The 19,526-nt window shown below is 53.7% G+C and carries 16 protein-coding genes; 5 read left to right on the plus strand and 11 right to left on the minus strand.

The window, feature by feature from the left end; translation table 11 throughout:
- Nucleotides 1–15: 15 nt before the first annotated feature.
- Entirely contained in the window at nucleotides 16–525 is a 510-nt protein-coding gene (locus ACZRKO_RS11330; RefSeq protein ID WP_463737267.1) for a sugar dehydrogenase complex small subunit, read from the minus strand.
- 560 nt (nucleotides 526–1,085) lie between these two features.
- Here ACZRKO_RS11330 and ACZRKO_RS11335 point away from each other — a divergent pair.
- On the plus strand, nucleotides 1,086–1,757 hold the full coding sequence (locus ACZRKO_RS11335) for a DUF3313 domain-containing protein (protein WP_463737268.1): 672 nt from the start codon (nucleotides 1,086–1,088) through the stop codon (nucleotides 1,755–1,757).
- A 121-nt stretch (nucleotides 1,758–1,878) separates the two neighbouring features.
- Here ACZRKO_RS11335 and guaA read toward each other — a convergent pair whose 3' ends face one another.
- A complete protein-coding gene (guaA, locus tag ACZRKO_RS11340) occupies nucleotides 1,879–3,456 on the minus strand; it encodes a glutamine-hydrolyzing GMP synthase (protein ID WP_463737269.1) in 1,578 nt (525 codons plus the stop codon).
- 108 nt (nucleotides 3,457–3,564) lie between these two features.
- The gene (gene guaB, locus ACZRKO_RS11345) at nucleotides 3,565–5,028 is read right to left on the minus strand and encodes an IMP dehydrogenase (protein ID WP_463737270.1); all 1,464 of its coding nucleotides are present in this window, start codon (nucleotides 5,026–5,028) and stop codon (nucleotides 3,565–3,567) included.
- A 169-nt stretch (nucleotides 5,029–5,197) separates the two neighbouring features.
- On the opposite strand from guaB, the gene xseA reads away from it, so the two are divergent.
- Entirely contained in the window at nucleotides 5,198–6,574 is a 1,377-nt protein-coding gene (xseA, locus tag ACZRKO_RS11350) for an exodeoxyribonuclease VII large subunit (RefSeq protein WP_463737271.1), read from the plus strand.
- Between the two features lie 78 nt (nucleotides 6,575–6,652).
- Here xseA and ACZRKO_RS11355 read toward each other — a convergent pair whose 3' ends face one another.
- Together ACZRKO_RS11355 and ACZRKO_RS11360 are read right to left on the minus strand one after the other, a co-directional pair.
- Nucleotides 6,653–9,016, minus strand: a complete 2,364-nt coding sequence (locus ACZRKO_RS11355; protein WP_463737272.1) for a glycoside hydrolase family 31 protein — start codon at nucleotides 9,014–9,016, stop codon at nucleotides 6,653–6,655.
- Complete coding sequence (locus ACZRKO_RS11360; RefSeq protein ID WP_463737273.1) at nucleotides 9,013–10,326, minus strand: MFS transporter; 1,314 nt, start codon at nucleotides 10,324–10,326, stop codon at nucleotides 9,013–9,015. The genes ACZRKO_RS11355 and ACZRKO_RS11360 overlap by 4 nt, the downstream gene beginning before the upstream one ends.
- 221 nt (nucleotides 10,327–10,547) lie before the next feature.
- Between ACZRKO_RS11360 and ACZRKO_RS11365 the strand changes: the two genes are divergently transcribed.
- The 3 genes from ACZRKO_RS11365 to ACZRKO_RS11375 all read left to right on the plus strand — a co-directional run bounded on the left by ACZRKO_RS11365 (nucleotide 10,548) and on the right by ACZRKO_RS11375 (nucleotide 13,132).
- Nucleotides 10,548–11,630 (plus strand): LacI family DNA-binding transcriptional regulator, encoded by a 1,083-nt coding sequence (locus tag ACZRKO_RS11365; protein ID WP_463737274.1) that lies wholly within the window; start codon nucleotides 10,548–10,550, stop codon nucleotides 11,628–11,630.
- A 134-nt stretch (nucleotides 11,631–11,764) separates the two neighbouring features.
- Entirely contained in the window at nucleotides 11,765–12,799 is a 1,035-nt protein-coding gene (locus ACZRKO_RS11370) for a M4 family metallopeptidase (RefSeq protein WP_463737275.1), read from the plus strand.
- Nucleotides 12,800–13,132, plus strand: a complete 333-nt coding sequence (locus ACZRKO_RS11375; RefSeq protein ID WP_463737276.1) for a protealysin inhibitor emfourin — start codon at nucleotides 12,800–12,802, stop codon at nucleotides 13,130–13,132.
- On the opposite strand, the gene ACZRKO_RS11380 is transcribed toward ACZRKO_RS11375, so the two are convergent.
- The 6 genes from ACZRKO_RS11380 to ispG form a co-directional block, all read right to left on the minus strand.
- Nucleotides 13,129–13,356: a zinc ribbon domain-containing protein gene (locus ACZRKO_RS11380; RefSeq protein WP_463737277.1), complete on the minus strand. Its 228-nt coding sequence runs from the start codon at nucleotides 13,354–13,356 to the stop codon at nucleotides 13,129–13,131. The genes ACZRKO_RS11375 and ACZRKO_RS11380 overlap by 4 nt on opposite strands.
- A gap of 78 nt (nucleotides 13,357–13,434) precedes the next feature.
- Entirely contained in the window at nucleotides 13,435–14,925 is a 1,491-nt protein-coding gene (gene der / locus ACZRKO_RS11385; RefSeq protein WP_463737278.1) for a ribosome biogenesis GTPase Der, read from the minus strand.
- A gap of 215 nt (nucleotides 14,926–15,140) precedes the next feature.
- Nucleotides 15,141–16,322 carry an outer membrane protein assembly factor BamB gene (bamB, locus tag ACZRKO_RS11390; RefSeq protein WP_463737279.1) on the minus strand — a complete coding sequence of 394 codons (1,182 nt, stop codon included), beginning with the start codon at nucleotides 16,320–16,322 and terminating at the stop codon, nucleotides 15,141–15,143.
- An 11-nt stretch (nucleotides 16,323–16,333) separates the two neighbouring features.
- The gene (locus ACZRKO_RS11395) at nucleotides 16,334–16,954 is read right to left on the minus strand and encodes a YfgM family protein (RefSeq protein WP_463737280.1); all 621 of its coding nucleotides are present in this window, start codon (nucleotides 16,952–16,954) and stop codon (nucleotides 16,334–16,336) included.
- 13 nt (nucleotides 16,955–16,967) lie between these two features.
- A complete protein-coding gene (gene hisS, locus ACZRKO_RS11400; protein WP_463737281.1) occupies nucleotides 16,968–18,242 on the minus strand; it encodes a histidine--tRNA ligase in 1,275 nt (424 codons plus the stop codon).
- Between the two features lie 133 nt (nucleotides 18,243–18,375).
- Entirely contained in the window at nucleotides 18,376–19,497 is a 1,122-nt protein-coding gene (ispG, locus tag ACZRKO_RS11405) for a flavodoxin-dependent (E)-4-hydroxy-3-methylbut-2-enyl-diphosphate synthase (protein WP_463737282.1), read from the minus strand.
- Nucleotides 19,498–19,526 lie beyond the last annotated feature (29 nt).

Consider the following 19,526-nt stretch of genomic DNA (forward strand, 5'->3'; position numbering starts at 1 on the left):
TATATTTTTCCTTAATTAAAGCGCGACATCAGGCTTGGCAGCCCAGTATCCGGGACGATTGGTACAGTAAGAACGGATCACCAGAACGTCGGATACCGCGTCAAACATCAGCGCTTTTTCATAAGTTACGACGGCAATATCAGCCCCTTCCCCCACCTGCCCCAAATACCAGCCTTGCAGGATCAGACGCGCAATATCCTGCTGCGGCGCAGTCCAGCCCGACGGTGCGCCCGCAGGCAGCGTTTGCAACAACGCCAGCTGCGTCATCACATCCGGTTTATGCTGCAAAATGGCGCCAAACAGACGCTGACCAATCACCGGGTTGAGATGGCGTTTACTGGTCAGGGCGCGGGAAACCCGCATAAATTTATCAAGATCTGCCGGAGACGGTTGGCCGTCGGCAGCAAAGGCTTTGAGCGGAACCGGCATCATCAGGCTGCTGACCAGCCCGACACCGATAAATCCCAATAAGCGACGACGGGAAACGCCGCTGACGCGCAGCGTCTTCGAAGGGGTATCTGACATTGCATTTTCTCCTAAAAAACAGCGTATTGCCGGATGAACGGATATCCGTGGGCCACGGCCCTGTTTACCAACGCTGTCACCCCGAAGGGTGAGTAAAGTGCACAATTCAATGGTTGTACGCGGTGTTACCTACCGGCTTTAACGATGCGTGAGGAATGATTTTTTATGCGCATCGTTGTTATAAAAGTAGCCGATATGTAAAGAAACGTCGGCATGATACAACACGATAATGAGGGATAATATGTCGAATTGGTTCAATTTGTGCTAAAGGAATCGCCAGAGAAAATTTAAATCTTTAATAATCAAAAAGATGAATAAAAATAATTTATTTCACATCATAAAATAAATAACTCGAACTTTCTTTATCGCTTTTTTCGAAGCCTGTCACAACTGGCAATGTTTTTTTTATGTCTCTATATCAAAGAAATAAAAAGTTGATGAACGGGGCAAGGGTTTATTTTGCTATTGTGCGGATCTCACCGTTTTGCTGTTTTGAAGGGGTGAATTTCGGTATCGGTGCTATACATAATTTATTACGCCACTCACATTTAAGGGTACCAATGAAAACAACTAAAATTTTGCAGGTAGCGCTGGTCGCGGGTGCGGTGATGCTTGCCGGTTGTACCAGCCAGATCACTAAACCAGAAAAATATTCGGGCTTCCTCGGTGATTATTCTGGCCTGAAAGAAACCAAAACGCCGTCAGGTAAAACCGTGCTGCGCTGGGTAGATCCTTCCTTTAAAGCCTCTGATTACTCTTACGTTGATTACCAGCCAATCACGTTCTATCCAAAGCCTCAGCCAACGGCTCAGATTGATCAGCAGACCTTGCAGGGTGTTCTGGATTACGCGAACAGCCGCATCAAGCCTGCGATTGCTCAGCGTATGACGATCACCAACCATCCTGGTCCACGTACTTTGATCTTTAAAGGCGCAATCACCGGTGCAAATACGTCAGCTGAAGGTTTGCAATTCTATGAAGTGATCCCGGTCGCGTTAGTGGTTGCCGGCGCAGAAACTGCCAGCGGACACCGTACGCGTGATACCGAATTGTATTTCGAAGCAGAACTGATTGATTCAAGTACCGGCAAAACAGTCGTGAAGGTGGTACGTAAAGGCATGGGTAAACAAGTCTCTAACGATACTCAGAAAGTCACCCTGAATGATCTGAAAGGCGTAGTCGATAGCCTCGCCACTGACGTTGTGCAATTCAACCCTGCACCACAGAAGTAAATTCGCCGTCATAAAGGCAGCCTTCAATGGGTTGCCTTTTTGTTTTCAGGATGGCCCATCCTAAATGTAAAAAACCCGCCGAAGCGGGTTTTTTATTGGGTTTAGCTCAGGGTGTTCCTGATCATTCCCACTCGATCGTCGCCGGTGGTTTACCGCTGATGTCATACACCACACGGGAAATACCGTCGACTTCGTTGATGATGCGGTTGGAGCAGCGGCCGAGGAAATCGTACGGCAGGTGCGCCCAGTGCGCGGTCATGAAATCAATAGTTTCGACTGCGCGCAGAGATACCACCCAGTCGTATTTACGACCATCGCCCATGACACCAACGGAACGCACTGGCAGGAAGACGGTGAAGGCCTGGCTGACTTTGTTGTACAGGTCGGCTTTATGCAGCTCTTCAATGAAGATGGCATCAGCGCGGCGCAGCAGGTCGCAATACTCTTTCTTCACTTCGCCCAATACGCGCACGCCCAGACCTGGGCCCGGGAACGGGTGACGGTAAAGCATGTCGTATGGCAGGCCGAGTTCCAGACCGATTTTACGCACTTCGTCTTTGAACAGCTCTTTGAGTGGCTCAACCAGACCGAGTTTCATTTCTTTCGGCAAGCCACCCACGTTGTGGTGTGACTTGATCACGTGCGCTTTGCCGGTGGCAGAGGCCGCAGATTCGATCACGTCAGGGTAGATAGTGCCCTGCGCCAGCCATTTAACGGCATCCTGCTTGCAGGCTTCTTCGTCGAACACTTCAACGAATACGCGCCCGATGATTTTACGTTTGGCTTCTGGCTCATCAACACCGGCCAGGGCAGTCAGGAAACGCTCTTCCGCAGCCACGTGAACAATGTTCAGACCGAAACGGTCGCCGAACATATCCAGCACTTGATCCGCTTCGTTAAGACGCAGCAGGCCGTTATCCACAAACACGCAGGTCAGGCGGTTGCCGATGGCGCGGTGTAACAGCATTGCGGTGACGGAGGAGTCAACGCCGCCGGACAGGCCGAGGATCACGTGGTCATCACCGATCTGCACGCGCAGGCGCTCAATGGCGTCTTCGATGATTTTAGCCGGTGTCCACAACGCTTCGCACTGGCAGATGTCCATCACGAAACGTTCCAGAATGCGCAGGCCCTGACGGGTATGCGTCACTTCCGGGTGGAACTGTACGCCGTAGAAGCGTTTTTCTTCGTTGGCCATAATGGCGAACGGACAGGTATCGGTGCTGGCAACGGTCACGAAATCGGACGGGATGGCGGTGACTTTATCGCCGTGGCTCATCCAGACGTCGAGCAGCGGTTTGGCGTTCTCACTAAGGGCGTCCTGAATGTCGCGGATTAAGGCACTCTCAGTCTGAACTTCAACCTGCGCATAACCAAATTCGCGTTCGTTGGAACCTTCAACATGGCCGCCTAACTGCATGGCCATAGTTTGCATGCCGTAGCAGACGCCCAAAACCGGGACACCGGCTTCGAAGACGTAGTCTGGCGCACGCGGGCTATCATGCTCGGTGGTACTTTCCGGGCCACCGGACAGGATGATCCCGTTCGGGTTGAATTCGCGGATTTGGGCTTCGGTTACGTCCCAGGCCCAGAGTTCGCAATAGACACCCAGTTCACGCACGCGGCGCGCAACAAGTTGGGTGTACTGGGAGCCGAAATCGAGGATCAGGATACGGTGCTTGTGAATATTTTCGCTCATGAGGGGGCGTTTTCCAGAAAGCAATAAAAGCGTTAAAACAACAGGTTAAATTTTCGTTAGTACTTTAAAAGCAGACAGCGAGCGCATGGCTCGCTGTCTTGGAAACTATCAACCCATACGGTAATTCGGCGATTCTTTCGTGATCGTCACATCGTGGACATGACTTTCCTGAATCCCTGCACCGCTGATGCGGACAAACTCAGCCTTGGTGCGCAGCTCAAGGATGGTAGCACAGCCGGTCAGCCCCATACATGAACGCAGACCGCCCATTTGTTGGTGCACAATCTCTTTCAGATGACCTTTGTACGCCACGCGACCTTCGATACCTTCCGGTACCAGTTTGTCAGCGGCGTTATCGCTCTGGAAGTAGCGGTCAGAAGAGCCTTTGGACATCGCGCCCAGAGAACCCATGCCGCGGTAAGATTTGAATGAACGCCCCTGATACAGCTCGATTTCACCCGGAGACTCTTCGGTACCTGCCAGCATTCCGCCGACCATCACACAGCTTGCGCCCGCCGCGATAGCTTTGGCGATATCGCCAGAGAAGCGGATACCACCATCAGCAATAACCGGAATACCCGTGCCTTCCAGTGCTGCCACAGCGTCGGAGACGGCGGTGATTTGTGGTACACCCACGCCGGTCACGATACGAGTGGTACAGATAGAGCCAGGACCGATACCGACTTTCACTGCGCTTACGCCAGCTTCAACCAGTGCCAGCGCGCCTGCGCCGGTCGCCACGTTGCCGCCGATAATTTGCAGATCCGGGTATTTTGCACGGGTCGCACGAATGCGTGACAGCACGCCTTCGGAGTGACCGTGTGAGGAGTCGATCAGCAGCACGTCAACGCCCGCCGCAACCAGTGCGTCGATACGTTCTTCGTTGCCTTCACCCGCGCCAACCGCCGCACCAACGCGCAGGCTGCCCTGCTCATCTTTACAGGCATTAGGTTTACGTTCGGCTTTCTGGAAGTCTTTAACGGTGATCATACCGAGCAGGTGGAATTGCGCGTCAACAACCAGCGCTTTCTCAACGCGTTTTTCGTGCATTTTCTGCAAAACGATTTCGCGCGATTCGCCTTCTTTGACCGTCACCAGACGCTCTTTCGGGGTCATCACTGCGGTCACGGGCTGTTCCAGATCGGTCACGAAGCGCACGTCACGGCCGGTAATAATACCCACCAGTTCGTTCTGCTCGGTGACAACCGGGTAGCCAGCAAAGCCGTTAATTTGGGTGAGTTCTTTAACCTGACGCAGAGTGGTGGAAGGGGTGACCGTTTTCGGGTCAGCAACCACGCCGCTTTCATGCTTTTTAACGCGGCGAACTTCTTCGGCCTGACGTTCAATAGACATGTTCTTGTGAATGAATCCCAGACCGCCTTCCTGCGCGAGAGCAATCGCCAGATTCGCTTCAGTCACGGTATCCATCGCTGCGGACAGCATAGGGATATTCAGACGGATTTTAGCGGTCAACTGGGTGCTTAGATCGGCAGTATTGGGCAGAACTGTGGAGTGGGCTGGTACAAGGAGGACGTCGTCGAACGTTAGTGCTTCTTTTGCGATACGTAGCATGGGCAATATCTCACCAAGGTGGATGCGGAAAGGAGAAAATATTGCAGCGGGAGTATACAGGTGAGCAGGCATTGCGACCAGAACTATTTTGAGAAACTTCTTGATTACCTGTTTCGTGCATGTAGTATCGTTCGATTAAGTCTCTGTTTTTGAATTTGATCTGGATCACATGTCGCTACCTTCTTCCCCACCGATTTTTACCGTAAGCCGCCTCAATCAGACGGTCCGACAGTTGCTGGAGAACGAAATGGGCCAGGTATGGCTCTCAGGCGAGATCTCCAACTTCTCCCAACCTTCTTCCGGTCACTGGTATTTCACCCTGAAAGATGACCGGGCGCAGGTCAAATGCGCGATGTTCCGCAACACCAACCGCCGCACAACCTTCCGCCCGCAAAACGGCCAGCAGGTTCTGGTGCGCGCCACCATTACGTTGTACGAACCGCGTGGTGATTATCAGCTGATTGCCGAAAGTATGCAGGAAGCCGGTGACGGTCTGTTGCAGCAAAAATTCGATCTGCTGAAACAGCAACTGGCAGCCGAAGGGCTGTTCGATGCGCAGTTCAAGCAGCCTCTGCCCTCTCCGGCCAAATGCGTTGGCGTGATCACCTCATCGAGCGGGGCCGCACTGCATGACGTGTTAAACATACTCAAACGCCGTGATCCGTCGCTGCCGGTGATCATCTACCCGACGGCTGTACAGGGCGTAGATGCGCCGATGCAAATCGTGCGAGCCATTGAACTGGCCAATGCGCGTCAGGAAGTGGACGTGCTAATCGTCGGGCGCGGTGGCGGTTCGCTGGAAGATTTGTGGAGTTTTAACGACGAACGCGTAGCGCGGGCAATCTTCAAAAGTGCCATCCCGATTGTCAGTGCCGTCGGCCATGAAACCGACGTCACCATTGCCGATTTTGTGGCGGATCTCCGCGCGCCAACGCCTTCGGCCGCCGCCGAGCTTATCAGTCGCAATCAGCTGGAACTGCTGCGTCAGATTCAGTCGCAGCAGCAGCGCCTCGAAATGGCGATGGACTACTACCTCGCGCAGCTTACGCAGCGGTTTACGCGGCTCAATCATCGTCTGCAACAGCAGCACCCTCATCTGCGCCTGGCGCGTCAGCAAACGGCGTTGTTTAAACTGCGCCGCCGTCTGGATGAAGCGATGCAAAACCAGCTACGCCAGATGCTGCGCCGCACCGATCGTCTGCAACAACGTCTGAATCAACAGCAGCCGCAGCCGCGTATTCACCGTGCTCAGCAGAAAATTCAGCAGTTACAGTATCGCCTGCAACAGGCGCTGAGCGCGCAGCTGTCCGGCAGCCGCCAGCGTTTTGGCACCGCCTGTGCCCAGTTGGAAGCCGTCAGCCCGCTGGCAACACTGGCGCGCGGCTATAGCGTAACGACAACACCTAAAGGTGAACTGTTAAAGAAAACCACCCAGACCGCACCGGGCGACACGTTAAAAACCCGTCTGGCCGATGGCTGGATTGAAAGTGAAGTGACGTCAATTCAACTTGAGAAGAAAACGCGGAAAAGTACTCAGCCTAAATAATTCGAGCCGCCAACGCACTGGCGGATCGAAGTATGACCGGTACGGTAAAAGGGGCCTGATCCCGGCCCCGGTTTACGATTAAATCGAATAACTTTCAGTCCGCTCCCCGTTTACCCACACTTCGCGCTCTTCCCCCTCCGGCAGCACCATGCTCAGGCTTTTCCACGCGGGTTTAAATTCACCCCGCTGAGTGAAGGTGATATCGATGCGTTGCGCATTGCTGACAATCTCCCAGTTCAGCCACAGAGCGCGCCCCGCTTTCCAGCCGTGACTTTCACCGTCGTCTTCAAACAACATGCCTGAAGACGAACCCTCTGCCGGAGCCGGGAAAATATGCAGTGCACGCTGCGTGTCTTTATTCACATCCACATAGGCCAGACGCCCGGAGACCGGCAGTGCGGCACCGGCGCGGACCAGCAACGGCAACCGGTTCAACGGTGCATCGAGGGTGATATTCTGCCCGCCTGCAAACCACTTCCCGCTGTAAAAATCACACCAGCCTATGCCGTTATCGGGCAGATAAACCTCGCGCTGACGCTGGCCCTGCTCTACCACGCTTGCCACCAGCAGGTTATGCCCCAGCAGGAAATCATCGGTTTCTGCGAAGGTTTTCGGGTCATGCTCATGGTCTAAGAAGGTCGGACGCAGCATCGGTTCGTCGTCGCTGTGTGCCTGCCACAGCAACGTGTAGAAATAAGGCAGCAGGCGGTAGCGCAACGCGATGGCTTCACGGATTAGTGCGGTACTTTCACCGTACATCCACGGCTCATTAACCGTACCGTCTTCATTCCAGGAGTGGATGGTAAAGCGTGGATGCATGACGCCATTTTGCACCCAGCGCACAAACAACTCTTCATCCGGACGGTCGCCGGAGAACCCGCCGACATCGTGCCCGACGTTATACAAACCGGACAGACTCATGCCGAGTCCCATACGGGTGTTGTAGCGCAGCGTTTGCCAGCTGGTACGGTTGTCGCCGCTCCAGGTTTGCACATAGCGCTGCATCCCGGCGCAACCGGAACGGGAAATCAGATAGGGCCTCGATTGCGGCGCGAATCTCTGCTGCGCTTCAAACGAGGCGCGCATCATCAGCAGCGGCATCACCGGACGGATATGTTTGATGGCAATGGATTTGCCAAATCCGTGGCAGCGCGCGTCGCTGTCCCACACTTCATATTCGTTGTTGTCATTCCAGGTGGAGCCGATGCCGTTCTCCAGCAACTGCGTGGTCACGCCATTTTGCCACCAGCGCACGGCCGCCGGATGAGTGAAGTCGAGATGCGAACCTTCATCATCCCAGAAGACCGAACGTTCCGGCGCATCCGTTTCTGAATCGCGGACAAACAGCCCCTCTTTAGCCACTTGTGCGTATTTCGGGTGATCCTGTAACAGGCAGGGTTTGATATTGGCGGCAAGACGGATCCCCGCATCAAGAAACGCCTGTGACATCGCCTTGGGCTGCGGTACTTTGTCGTAATTCCAGTTGAAAACGTAACGTTTGTTGCCAATCGAGGTGTATCCCGACGAGAGCTGGAATGAGTCACAGGGGATCTGGTTTTCGCTGCACAGATGGATGAATTTCATCAGCTGCTGCTGGGCGTCCGGCGCATCGGTGTAGTACATGGTGGAACCGCTGTAACCGAGGCTCCATTTCGGGCCAAACGTGGTTTTACCCGTCAGGCGCACCAGCGCCTTAGTGACGCCGAGCGCCGTCGGGCCGAGGAACAGGTAGTAATCGAGATCGCCCGCTTCCGCGCTAAACCGGCGGTATGGCAGATGGTAATTATCAAGCTCTTTGCCGAGATCCAGCCAGACATTGCTGAGATTGTCGTAGAACAAGCCAAAGCTGACGTCATCACGGCGGGTCAGCGTGAAGGGAATATGTTTGTACAGCGGATCGGTACTCGCGGCGTTATAGCCCATCGCATCGAGATTGCGCATTTCAAAGCGGCGGCCGGTACGGTTGAGATCTCCGGCTTTTTCGCCTAGCCCGTAATAATTTTCTCCGGCATGACGGCGCTGATAATGCGCCGATCCGTCGCCTTTTACTGACAGCATATAAGCGCCAGTTTTACGGTCGCTGGCTAGCGGCAGCCATTCGCCCTGCGCGCTTTTGTATTCCCACTCTAACCACAGCGGCTGATGCACGGTGACGCGCAGTTTGTCACTGGTGATCATCAACTGATTTTCCTGCTGCAAGAGCGTAAAGCCCGGCAGGCTGAAACCGGCGTTGCTCAACCGGTCACGACCTTCCCATGGCACATCCTCTGCCGGGGCAATACTCCAGGTGCGGTCGAGTGCCAGTTCACCCCGGCGTTTAATCACCACCCTGAACAGGCCCTGCTCCAATACGCGCAGGCAGAAAATATGTTGCCCGTCCACCAGCAGCTCAACGCCCGCCGCGTCCTGCGCAGCCAGCACCCAATGTTTTAACGTTTTCATGCACTTTTCCTTTTGTCTGCCGGACTGCGGCGTTCTGCTATCAGGGCAATCAGGAATACCGCCCCGATCAGGTCAAAAAATCCCATTGCGATAAATAGCGGATTAAACCCAATATTGTCGGCAACGGCGCCGATCAACAGTGAAAACAAGAAGCTGGCGATCCACGCCGATGAACCTCTCATGCCGTTGACGGTGGCTACCTGATTCTTGTCGAAGGTTTCCACCACCACCGCACTCAACATGCAGGAGATCACCTGATGGCCGAAGCCGCCGATGGAGATCAGCGCAATCGCGGCGTATGGACTTTGGGTGACGGCCACCAGCGCCAGCGAGAGCATCATGAATGCGCCGGTGACCGAACTGGCAACGATGGAATTAATTCGGGTGCAACCAAACACTTTGCGGTACAGCGTAGTGAGATAGCCGCTGGCGATACTGCCGAGATCGGCCGCCAGGAAAGGGAGCCAGGCGAACATGACAATGTGTTTTAAATCCATCCCGCGCTCATTGGCGAGATAAAGTGGCACCCAGAAGCTGAAGACAGCCCACGCCGGTTCAGCCAGAAAAGCAGGAATGGCGATGCCGTAGAATTTCTTGTTTTTGCAGACAATTTTCAGCGACTTGATAAACGGCAGACGCGTCTGTTGCGGCTCGTTGTCCTGACGGATTAACGCCAGCTCTTCCGTGCTCAGATTGGGATGGGTTTCCGGCGAGTGGTAAAACTTCCACCACAGCAAAACCCAGAGCATCGACAGCACGCCGCAGAACAGAAACGCGCCGCGCCAGCCAAAGGAGAGATGGGCGACCAGAATGATAGGCGGAGCCAGCATCGCGCCAATAGAGAAACCGACCCCCGCCCAGCCTGCCGCCACCGGACGCTCTTTACGCGGGAACCAGTCAGAGATGGCTTTGGCGTTGGCCGGTGTGGCAGCCGCTTCAGCGCTGCCCATAAAGAAGCGCAGGATCGCCAGCTGAACCCAACTCCCAGCCCCGGCGTGCAGCATACAGACCACGGCCCAGATAGACGCACAGATCAGAAAACCGAGCTTCAACCCGATGACGTCAATCAGCCAGCCGCACAATGGCTGGAATATGGTGTAGGCCGCCTGAAACGCCGCGACGACGTAGGAGTATTGTTCGGTGGTCATACCCAAACTGGTTTTCAGTTCGGCGGCCAGTAAACCCAAAGAGTTGCGGGTGATGTAGTTCACCGTTACCCCGAGCAGAAACAGCGCCAGCATCCACCAGCGTAAGGCTTTAATTTTACGACGACCGGCCGTGACAGCGCCGGAACTGATCTCAATCGTCATGCATATTCTCCCCACCGGTCAGCCCGATGGCTGCTGGCGATGTGTTATGTAGAGTACCCTCGACGACTGTAAGCAGACTGATTTGTGAGCGGAACGTGATTCTTTGCAAGAACTTTCACGCTATAACCTAGAGACGCTAATTTCTGGCAATAAAGCCTGATAATACGGCCTCTATATTTTGTGAGAATTTTTTCATTTTCAAATTTGAACGGGATCACACTTTGAACGGAAAGCTGAAAATACAGCAAATTGCCGACCAAACGGGGCTGTCGATCAGCACCGTTTCGCGCGTTCTGGCCGGAAAAAGCAACACCAGCAGTAAGGCCCGCGAAAAGGTTCTGGCGTGCGCAAAATCACAGGGCATTCTGAACGGGCTTTCGGCTGGGAGGCTGATGCTCAATAACATCATGATTTTTGCCCCTGCCCGCGCGTTCGATGTGCGCAGCGATATTTTTTACTACAAAGTGATCCAGGGCGTTTTGGCGACGACCGCCAACCATGAAGTCCGCGTCCGTTATTGTGCGATGGAAGAGGAGAATGCGGATGCTGCGCTGTTTATCGCCAAAATGAGCGATCCGCTGACCGAAGCAGCGCTACTGGTCGGTATCGACGATCCACACATTCACCAGCTCGCCGCTGAAATCGGCAAACCTTGCGTACTGATCAACTGCTATGACCGCCACATGCGCCTCGACAGCGTCAGCCCGGACCATCAGACAATGGGAGATTTCGCCTGCGATTATCTGTTTTCGCAAGGACATACGCGGATCGTCACGCTGCAATGTCTGCGCCGTCATACGATGGAACTGCGCCTGACTGGTATCAGACAGGCCTTCTCCCGTCATCATCAGACCTTCAGTGATACTCAGCATTTGCTGAATACATCCGGATTTGGCGCGCAGGAGAGCGAACGGGCGCTGCTGGACTTTCTGGATGCTTTGCCCGCCGGACAACCGCTGCCGACGGCGATTCTGGCCGGAGGGGATTTTATGGCATCGGGCGTCATGGCGGCGCTGGCGCAAAGAGGGTTATCCGTGCCGGTGGATATCAGCGTCATCAGCACCGACGGATTTAATCTGGCAGAAATTCACGACGTTCCGCTGACTGCCGTACATGTCCCGCGCGACGAACTGGGCGCTGAGGCAATCGCCCTGCTGCAACGACGAATGCTTCGCCCCGATGCGCCTTTCACAGCGCAGTTATTACAGGGAAAACTGGTGGTACGTAACTCGGTCAGAAAAGCCTCCGGACGCAAGACGGTGCCGCATCCCCACCATTTGTATGACCCGCAGCCGGACAGATAAATCTTATCTTCAGGGAGTATGACGCAGAGCACGCCTATACTGATCACACGGCGATTCATTAGCCGCCTTTCAGTATCAGACAATCAGAACACCTTTCTTTCACCTTCGGGTGATTCCTGATAAGGAGATTCACGATGAATCATCGTTCAGCGAAACGTCACAACAGCGTTATCCCGCCCTACATGCTTAGCCGCATCATCGAACGCGGCTCTGAACCGCAAAAGCAATGCGCACGTCAGACCCTGTTACACGTCAACACGCTGATGGCGAAGCCTTATGCCAAATCCGACACCACGAAAACGGCGAAAGCAGGTCAGGTGGAACGGGATATTTATGATGCCAAAAATACCACCACGCTGCCGGGCGAATCCGTTCGCAAAGAAGATCAGCCCAGCAACGGTGATATTGCGGTGGATGAAGCCTATGACTATCTCGGTGTCACTTACGATTTCTTCTGGTTGGCGTACCAGCGCAATTCTCTCGACAACAAAGGGCTGGCGCTGCTCGGTACCGTTCACTATGACAAAGGCTATCAGAACGCCTTCTGGAACGGCCAACAGATGGTGTTTGGCGACGGCGACGGTGAGATTTTTAACCGCTTTACCATTGCCATCGACGTGGTTGGACACGAACTGTCGCACGGCGTGACCGAAAGCGAAGCCGGTCTGGTTTACAGCGGGCAATCCGGCGCGCTGAATGAGTCACTGTCTGACGTGTTTGGTTCGCTGGTTAAGCAATTCCATCTGAAACAGACCGCTGACAAGGCTGACTGGATCATAGGTGAGGGCTTACTCGCAAAAGGAATTCATGGCACCGGACTGCGCTCAATGTCCCACCCCGGTACCGCCTACGATGACCCGCTGCTGGGCAAAGATCCGCAGCCTGCCGATATGAAAGGCTATGTGAATACCCGCGATGATAACGGCGGTGTGCACATAAATTCCGGCATCCCTAATCGCGCCTTTTATCTGGCGGCCACTAAACTGGGCGGTAACGCCTGGGAGCGGGCCGGATACGCGTGGTATGACACGGTGTGCGACAAGTCACTGCCGCAGGATGCCGACTTTGCTACCTTTGCCCAGAAAACCATTGCCCATGCTGAAAAGCGTTTTGACAGCACCGTCGGGCAGGCAGTGCGGGAAGCCTGGGAGCACGTTGGGGTGATATGAATGAAACCATTGGACGCGCTGGACAGCAGTGCTGTGATAGAGATGTACCGCGAAGGTGGAATGGCGTTTATTCCGAAACTCAACGGGCCGCGCCGCGTGGCGCTGGCCGGAATGAGCGACGATAAACGCCGTGAAATTTGCCAGCTGATTAATCAGTCGCTACCGTACGCTAAACCCGCTGAAGAGGCTGGACGCGGCGATAAGCGCTATTACCGGCTGGAAATTCAGTACGCGGCATCCGGTCAGTCCGGCAGCCTGGTGCTGATCATTCCCGAAAGCCAGCTCCCAGAAGAACTGGTCGAACTGTGGAAATCAGCCTCTCCTGATAACTAGGCGCGGTAAGGGAGGTAGCTGAACAGCACACGCTTTTTAGAAACCATGCCATGTTCGTTCTGACAGAAGTAATCCACCGCGCCGCAGGCTTTCAGCGTTTGCAGGGGTTTCTGGCAGTCCGGGCATAATACCCTTTGCTGGAAATCCGCATGGCAGGGCTCACAGTGAAAGTGACCGCTTACCCATTGCATGGGCAGGTCGCATTGCGGGCAATGTGCTTCCATCAAATCGCTCCTCATATTTTGCTCGGATCATTGTTTCGCATAAATAAACAAGGTGCATTTTCATGCACCTTGCGGATTTTACGACTTATTCTTCAGATGCTGCAGAAGGCGTCTGCGCTTACGCTGCTGGTGCGGCGACAGCGTGTTTTTCTTGCCTTCATACGGGTTCTCACCCTCTTTGAACTGGATGCGGATCGGTGTCCCCATCACTTTCAATGAGCGGCGGAAGTAGTTCATCAGATAGCGCTTGTAGGAATCAGCCAGATCTTTCACCTGATTACCGTGGATAACCACGATAGGTGGGTTATAACCCCCGGCGTGGGCATATTTCAGCTTCACGCGGCGACCGTTAACCAGCGGTGGCTGGTGATCGTCAGCGGCCATCTGCATGATACGGGTCAGCATGGAAGTACTCACTCGCGTGGTCGCGCAGGTATAAGCTTCGATCACGGATTCGAACAAGTTACCCACACCGCTGCCGTGCAGGGCAGAGATAAAGTGAATACGTGCGAAGTCGACAAAACCAAGACGCAGGTCCAGCTGGTCTTTAACCTGAGCGCGTTCATCTTCGCTCATGCCATCCCATTTGTTCACTACAATCAGCAGTGAGCGCCCACTATTGAGGATGAAGCCCAACAGTGAAAGATCCTGATCGGAGATGCCGTCACGGGCATCGATAACCAGCATGACCACGTTAGCATCTTCAATCGCTTGCAGGGTTTTGATAACCGAGAATTTCTCAACGGTTTCAGTCACTTTACCGCGTTTGCGCACACCGGCGGTGTCAATCAGAACGTATTCACGCTCGTCACGCACCATCGGGATATAAATACTGTCGCGGGTGGTACCCGGCATGTCGTAAACCACGACGCGCTCTTCGCCCAGAATACGGTTAGTAAGCGTTGACTTACCTACGTTCGGACGCCCAACAATAGCCAGTTTGATCGGTAAAGAACGTGGATCGAAATCATCTTCGACGTCGGCCGGGATCTCATCTTCTTCGAGACCGGCTTCCTGCTCTGCCCAGTAAGCGGCGTTGGCTTCTTCTTCTGTCAGCTCAACTTCTTCTGGTTTGGCACCCACGAACGGTACCAGAACGTGCTCAATTAACTGCGCGACACCACGGCCATGAGAAGCCGCAATCGGGTAGACTTCGCCTAAACCCAACGCGTAGAAATCACCCACGGCGCTGTCCGGATCCAGACCATCGGTTTTATTAGCAACCAGGAAGGTGGCTTTTTCACGGCTGCGAAGATGCTGGGCAATGCCCTGATCTGCAGGCATCAGGCCCGCGCGTGCATCCACCATGAACAGCACAATGTCAGCTTCTTCGATAGCCAGCAGCGACTGCCCTGCCATACGGGTTTCAACGCCGTCTTCTGTACCGTCGATACCGCCGGTATCAACGATGATGAATTCGTTACCCTCAATTTCAGCACGACCATACTTGCGGTCACGCGTTAGCCCCGGGAAATCCGCGACCAACGCATCACGCGTCTTGGTCAAACGGTTAAATAAAGTGGATTTACCCACATTCGGGCGCCCAACCAGCGCGACGACAGGTATCATTTTGAAGCCTCTGTTTTTATAGCAAAAAGTTATAGCAAATCATAAAGAGTTACAGCGCGGGGAAAACCCGCAAAACACCATAATTCAATTTGTTACGTCGCAAACATTCGCAATCGCCTGCGCAGTTTTCAGAATACGAAACGGCCCCTGAGCTATTCAGGAGCCGTTTTTAAGCCCGGTTAACGTCAACCAAAGGCCAGTTGCTGTCAGCAAAATTAGCGGGTGAAGGAGTAAACCTCACCGCCTTTCGCCTGGATAACCAGTTTGTCACTTGCAACAATTGGCGCGCCGAGGAAACCGGAGCTGTCAACTTTCTGTTGTGCGACAAAACGACCATCAGTGGTGTTGATCCAGTGCAGATAACCTTCTGAATCACCGACCACAATATAACCATTATACAGCACTGGGGCTGTCAGGTTACGGTGCAATAAATCGCTTTGACGCCAGAGGCTTACGCCACCCTGTGTATCAAGTGCCATTACACGATCATCTTGATCAACCATATAGATGTGGCCCGCATCGACGATAAAGTCGTTAATAGAACCGACATCACGTTTCCACATAACCTGGCCAGAACGCAGATCCATCGCTACCAAATTGCCGTTGTAAGCCAGCGCATAGACTACGCCATCAACGATAACCGGAGTGGTGTCGACATCGCTCAGACGATCGATTTCAGTCGCGCCGCTTGGCTGAGAAATACGTTGCTGCCAGATAAGCTGGCCTTCTTTCATCAACACTGCACTTACACGACCGCTATCACCACCAACAATGGCAGCGCCAAATGCGGTAGCTGGAGCAGATTCGCCACGCAGAGAGAGCGTTGGCATATCAAGGTTAGCGGTCCACTGAATGGTACCGTCAGCTTCGCTCAGCCCTTGTAGCATACCGTTCCCGGTGTGAACCAGTACCAGTCCGTCGCTGACCACCGGGCGTGAAAGTGCTTCGCCCGCAACTTTGGTCTGCCACGCAACGGTACCGTCGCTGCTGTTCAGTGCATAAACGATAGCCTGCTCGCTGCCGATATAGACATGCGAACCCGCAGCAGTGACACCGCCGGAAAGCTGTGCTGAGTTGTTGCTGGAGAAGAAGCCGGTCTTTTCAGACAGGTTTACTTTCCACTTCTCTTTACCGCTGTCAGCATCCAGTGCTTTCACGATGCCAAAACGGTCGGCCGCGTAAATAGTGCTGTCCTGCCAGGCCGGGCGCAGATGCGAGTAGTAATCGCCTACACCGTCACCGACGGAGGTGCTCCAGACTTTCGTCGGAGTGAATTGATTTTCAACTTTCGGCAACGGGGACATCTTGACGACATCTTCTTCGCTGTTAAACAAAGAACAGCCACTCAGCAGGGCAACAGAAACCCATCCTACCAAGAGTGTTTTACGCAATTGCATCGGGGTTCCCCTTAGCTGGATAAGTTGTTCAATTTCATACGCAGCATGTTTTGCAGCGTTTGAGAAGGTTTAGAATCGAGACCTTTGCTGTAGGCTTCACGAGCACCTTTAGCATCGCCTTTCGCCAGCAGGACATTACCGCGAACATCTTGTTGCAGTGCCGCCCAGCCTTCACCCTTCACGCCATCTAACGTTTTGAGGGCGTCATCGAATTTGTTTTGTTGCATCTGGACACGCGCCAAACGCAGGTTAACCAGCGACAGCAGGTTCTCTTCTTTCGTCTGGCTCTGCGCCTGCATCAGTTGCTTTTCGGCATTAGCAAAATCTTTGGCTTCAACAAAATGGTCAGCCAGCTGCAGCGCAGCAAACACGCCGTAATTGTTGCTATTGCTCTGGGCAAACTTCTCAAGATCTTCAACGCCTTGCGCTTTTTTATCCGTCATTGCCTGATTGGCTTGCTGGAAGGCAACGGAAGCTTCGGTCATCTCTGAACTTTGGTGGGTTTGCCAGTAACGCCAGCCACCCAATGCAGCAATACCCAGCACAACGCCTATCGCCAATGCCTTTCCATTTTCAGCAAAGAAACGACGTACGGCGTCAACCTGTTCGTTTTCAGTGGTATAGACTTCCACGTGGTCCTTCTCCTTAACCTATCATCGAGGCCAGACGCGCAGCGAGTTCGCTTTGCGCCAGCGTTTCTTGCTCACCGCTTTGCAGGTCTTTAACGACTACCTGCCCGGCCGCGACTTCGTTTTCACCTAATACCAGAGCGACACGCGCTCCCCATTTGTCAGCGCGGGCAAACTGTTTTTTGAAGTTGCCACCGCCGTAGTTAGTCATCACTTTTAATTCTGGCAGCGTGTCGCGCAGCGATTCAGCCAATTGTATGGCAGCACCCTGAGTACCCGCTCCCGAAGAAATCACATACGCATCCACGGTGGAAGACGCTTTGAAATCAGAATTCACTGCCTGAACCAATAACACCAAACGTTCAAGACCCATCGCAAAACCCACGGCAGGCGTTGCGCGGCCACCTAACTGTTCGACCAGACCATCATAACGGCCACCGCCACAAACGGTGCCCTGTGCGCCAAGGCTGGTGGTTACCCATTCGAATACAGTGCGGTTGTAGTAATCCAGACCACGAACAAGGCGCTGATTTACCGTATATGGGATACCTGCTTGCTCTAAAAGTTCACAAAGACCAGCAAAGTGTTCTTTAGATTCAGGATCCAGGTAATCAGCGAGTTCCGGTGCGTCGTTTAGCAACGCCTGCACGTCAGGATTTTTAGAGTCCAGAACGCGCAGCGGATTGGTATACATGCGGCGTTTACAGTCTTCGTCCAGCTTGTCTTTATGCTGCTCGAGAAACGCCACCAGTGCTTCACGGTAATCCGTACGGGCTTGGAGAGAACCGATAGAGTTCAGCTCCAGCGCAACATGCTCAGAAATCCCCAAAGCACGCCACCAGCGGGCGGTCAGCAGGATTAACTCAGCATCAATGTCCGGGCCTTGCAGGCCAAAAACTTCGACACCCAGCTGGTTAAACTGACGATAGCGGCCTTTTTGTGGGCGTTCGTAACGGAACATCGGACCGATGTACCACAGACGTTGTTCCTGATTGTACAGCAGACCATGTTCGATGCCGGCGCGCACGCAGCCAGCCGTTCCTTCAGGGCGCAGCGTCAGACTTTCACCGTTGCGATCTTCGAAGGAGTACATCTCTTTTTCCACAACATCGGTCACTTCACCAATGGCGCGTTTAAATAACGGGGTCTGCTCTACAATCGGCATACGGATTTCACTGTATCCGTAATTACCCAGCACCTGCTTAAGGATGCCTTCGATCTTCTGCCACAGCGCGGTATCTTCCGGCAGGTAATCGTTCATGCCACGGATGGCCTGGATATTCTTCGCCACGTCAATTCTCTATCGTTTTATAAAAAATGAACCCGATTATAGGGGCTTTGGGCCATGCGGTTCAACGCGCAGTCCACTCCCGCACTGTCGGGTTCAATATAATGCAGGGGCTTAAACGCGCCCGCAACCGATGTTACTTTTCAAGATGATTGATAACGATACGATTACTCTCATCCATGATGGCCGCTTTGGCGCGGATCTTCGCCTCAAGCTGGTCGATCATTTTTTCGTTATCAAAGCGCTCTCTCTGACGCACGCCGTCTTCGTAAAAACCGCTCTTGTTATGCCCACCGGTCACACCGATAGTGGACACCAGCGCTTCACCTGGACCATTGACCACACAACCGATAATGGAGATATCCATTGGCGTGATCAGATCCTCAAGGCGTTGTTCCAACGCATTGACCGTGCCGATAACGTCAAACTCCTGACGCGAACAGGTCGGGCAGGCAATGAAGTTAATACCACGGGCGCGAATACGCAGGGATTTTAAAATATCGAAACCTACTTTGACTTCTTCAACCGGATCGGCCGCCAGTGAGATACGTAGCGTATCACCGATGCCTTCTGACAATAGCAAGCCAAGGCCAATCGCTGATTTCACAGAACCACTGCGCATACCCCCGGCTTCGGTGATCCCTAAATGCAGCGGCTGATCAATGCGTGAAGCCAGCAGGCGATATGACTCAACCGCCAGGAAAACATCCGAGGCTTTGACGCTGACTTTAAACTGGTCAAAGTTGAGGCGGTCGAGAATATCAACGTGACGCATGGCAGATTCGAGCAGGGCTTCCGGCGTAGGTTCGCCGTACTTCTCCTGGATATCTTTCTCCAGCGAGCCGCCGTTCACGCCAATACGGATGGGAATATTTTTGTCGCGAGCGCAGTCAACCACAGAGCGGATGCGGGACTCATTACCGATGTTACCTGGGTTAATACGCAGACAGTCCACGCCATATTCCGCAACCTGCAGCGCAATACGGTAGTCAAAGTGGATATCAGCGACCAGCGGGACATTGACCTGCTGCTTAATGAGCTTGAAGGCTTCAGCGGCATCCATGGTAGGAACCGACACGCGCACAATGTCCACACCCACACGTTCCAGCGCTTTAATTTGCGCTACAGTGGCAGCGACATCAGTCGTACGGGTGTTGGTCATGGATTGCACGGCAATCGGCGCACCATCACCGATTGGCACCTTGCCGACGTAAATCCGGGTTGATTTTCGACGGATGATGGGTGCTTGGTTATGCATGACTTACTCTCCCTTGTTGCAAAAACTTA

Source organism: Ewingella sp. C233, assembly GCF_055407225.1.

Bases quoted from the DNA above. Each gene is read 5' to 3' on its own strand.
- ACZRKO_RS11330 (WP_463737267.1), bottom strand. From the start codon at position 525: ATGTCAGATACCCCTTCGAAGACGCTGCGCGTCAGCGGCGTTTCCCGT.
- ACZRKO_RS11335 (WP_463737268.1), top strand. From the start codon at position 1,086: ATGAAAACAACTAAAATTTTGCAGGTAGCGCTGGTCGCGGGTGCGGTG.
- guaA (WP_463737269.1), bottom strand. From the start codon at position 3,456: ATGAGCGAAAATATTCACAAGCACCGTATCCTGATCCTCGATTTCGGC.
- guaB (WP_463737270.1), bottom strand. From the start codon at position 5,028: ATGCTACGTATCGCAAAAGAAGCACTAACGTTCGACGACGTCCTCCTT.
- xseA (WP_463737271.1), top strand. From the start codon at position 5,198: ATGTCGCTACCTTCTTCCCCACCGATTTTTACCGTAAGCCGCCTCAAT.
- ACZRKO_RS11355 (WP_463737272.1), bottom strand. From the start codon at position 9,016: ATGAAAACGTTAAAACATTGGGTGCTGGCTGCGCAGGACGCGGCGGGC.
- ACZRKO_RS11360 (WP_463737273.1), bottom strand. From the start codon at position 10,326: ATGACGATTGAGATCAGTTCCGGCGCTGTCACGGCCGGTCGTCGTAAA.
- ACZRKO_RS11370 (WP_463737275.1), top strand. From the start codon at position 11,765: ATGAATCATCGTTCAGCGAAACGTCACAACAGCGTTATCCCGCCCTAC.
- ACZRKO_RS11375 (WP_463737276.1), top strand. From the start codon at position 12,800: ATGAAACCATTGGACGCGCTGGACAGCAGTGCTGTGATAGAGATGTAC.
- ACZRKO_RS11380 (WP_463737277.1), bottom strand. From the start codon at position 13,356: ATGGAAGCACATTGCCCGCAATGCGACCTGCCCATGCAATGGGTAAGC.
- der (WP_463737278.1), bottom strand. From the start codon at position 14,925: ATGATACCTGTCGTCGCGCTGGTTGGGCGCCCGAATGTGGGTAAATCC.
- bamB (WP_463737279.1), bottom strand. From the start codon at position 16,322: ATGCAATTGCGTAAAACACTCTTGGTAGGATGGGTTTCTGTTGCCCTG.
- ispG (WP_463737282.1), bottom strand. From the start codon at position 19,497: ATGCATAACCAAGCACCCATCATCCGTCGAAAATCAACCCGGATTTAC.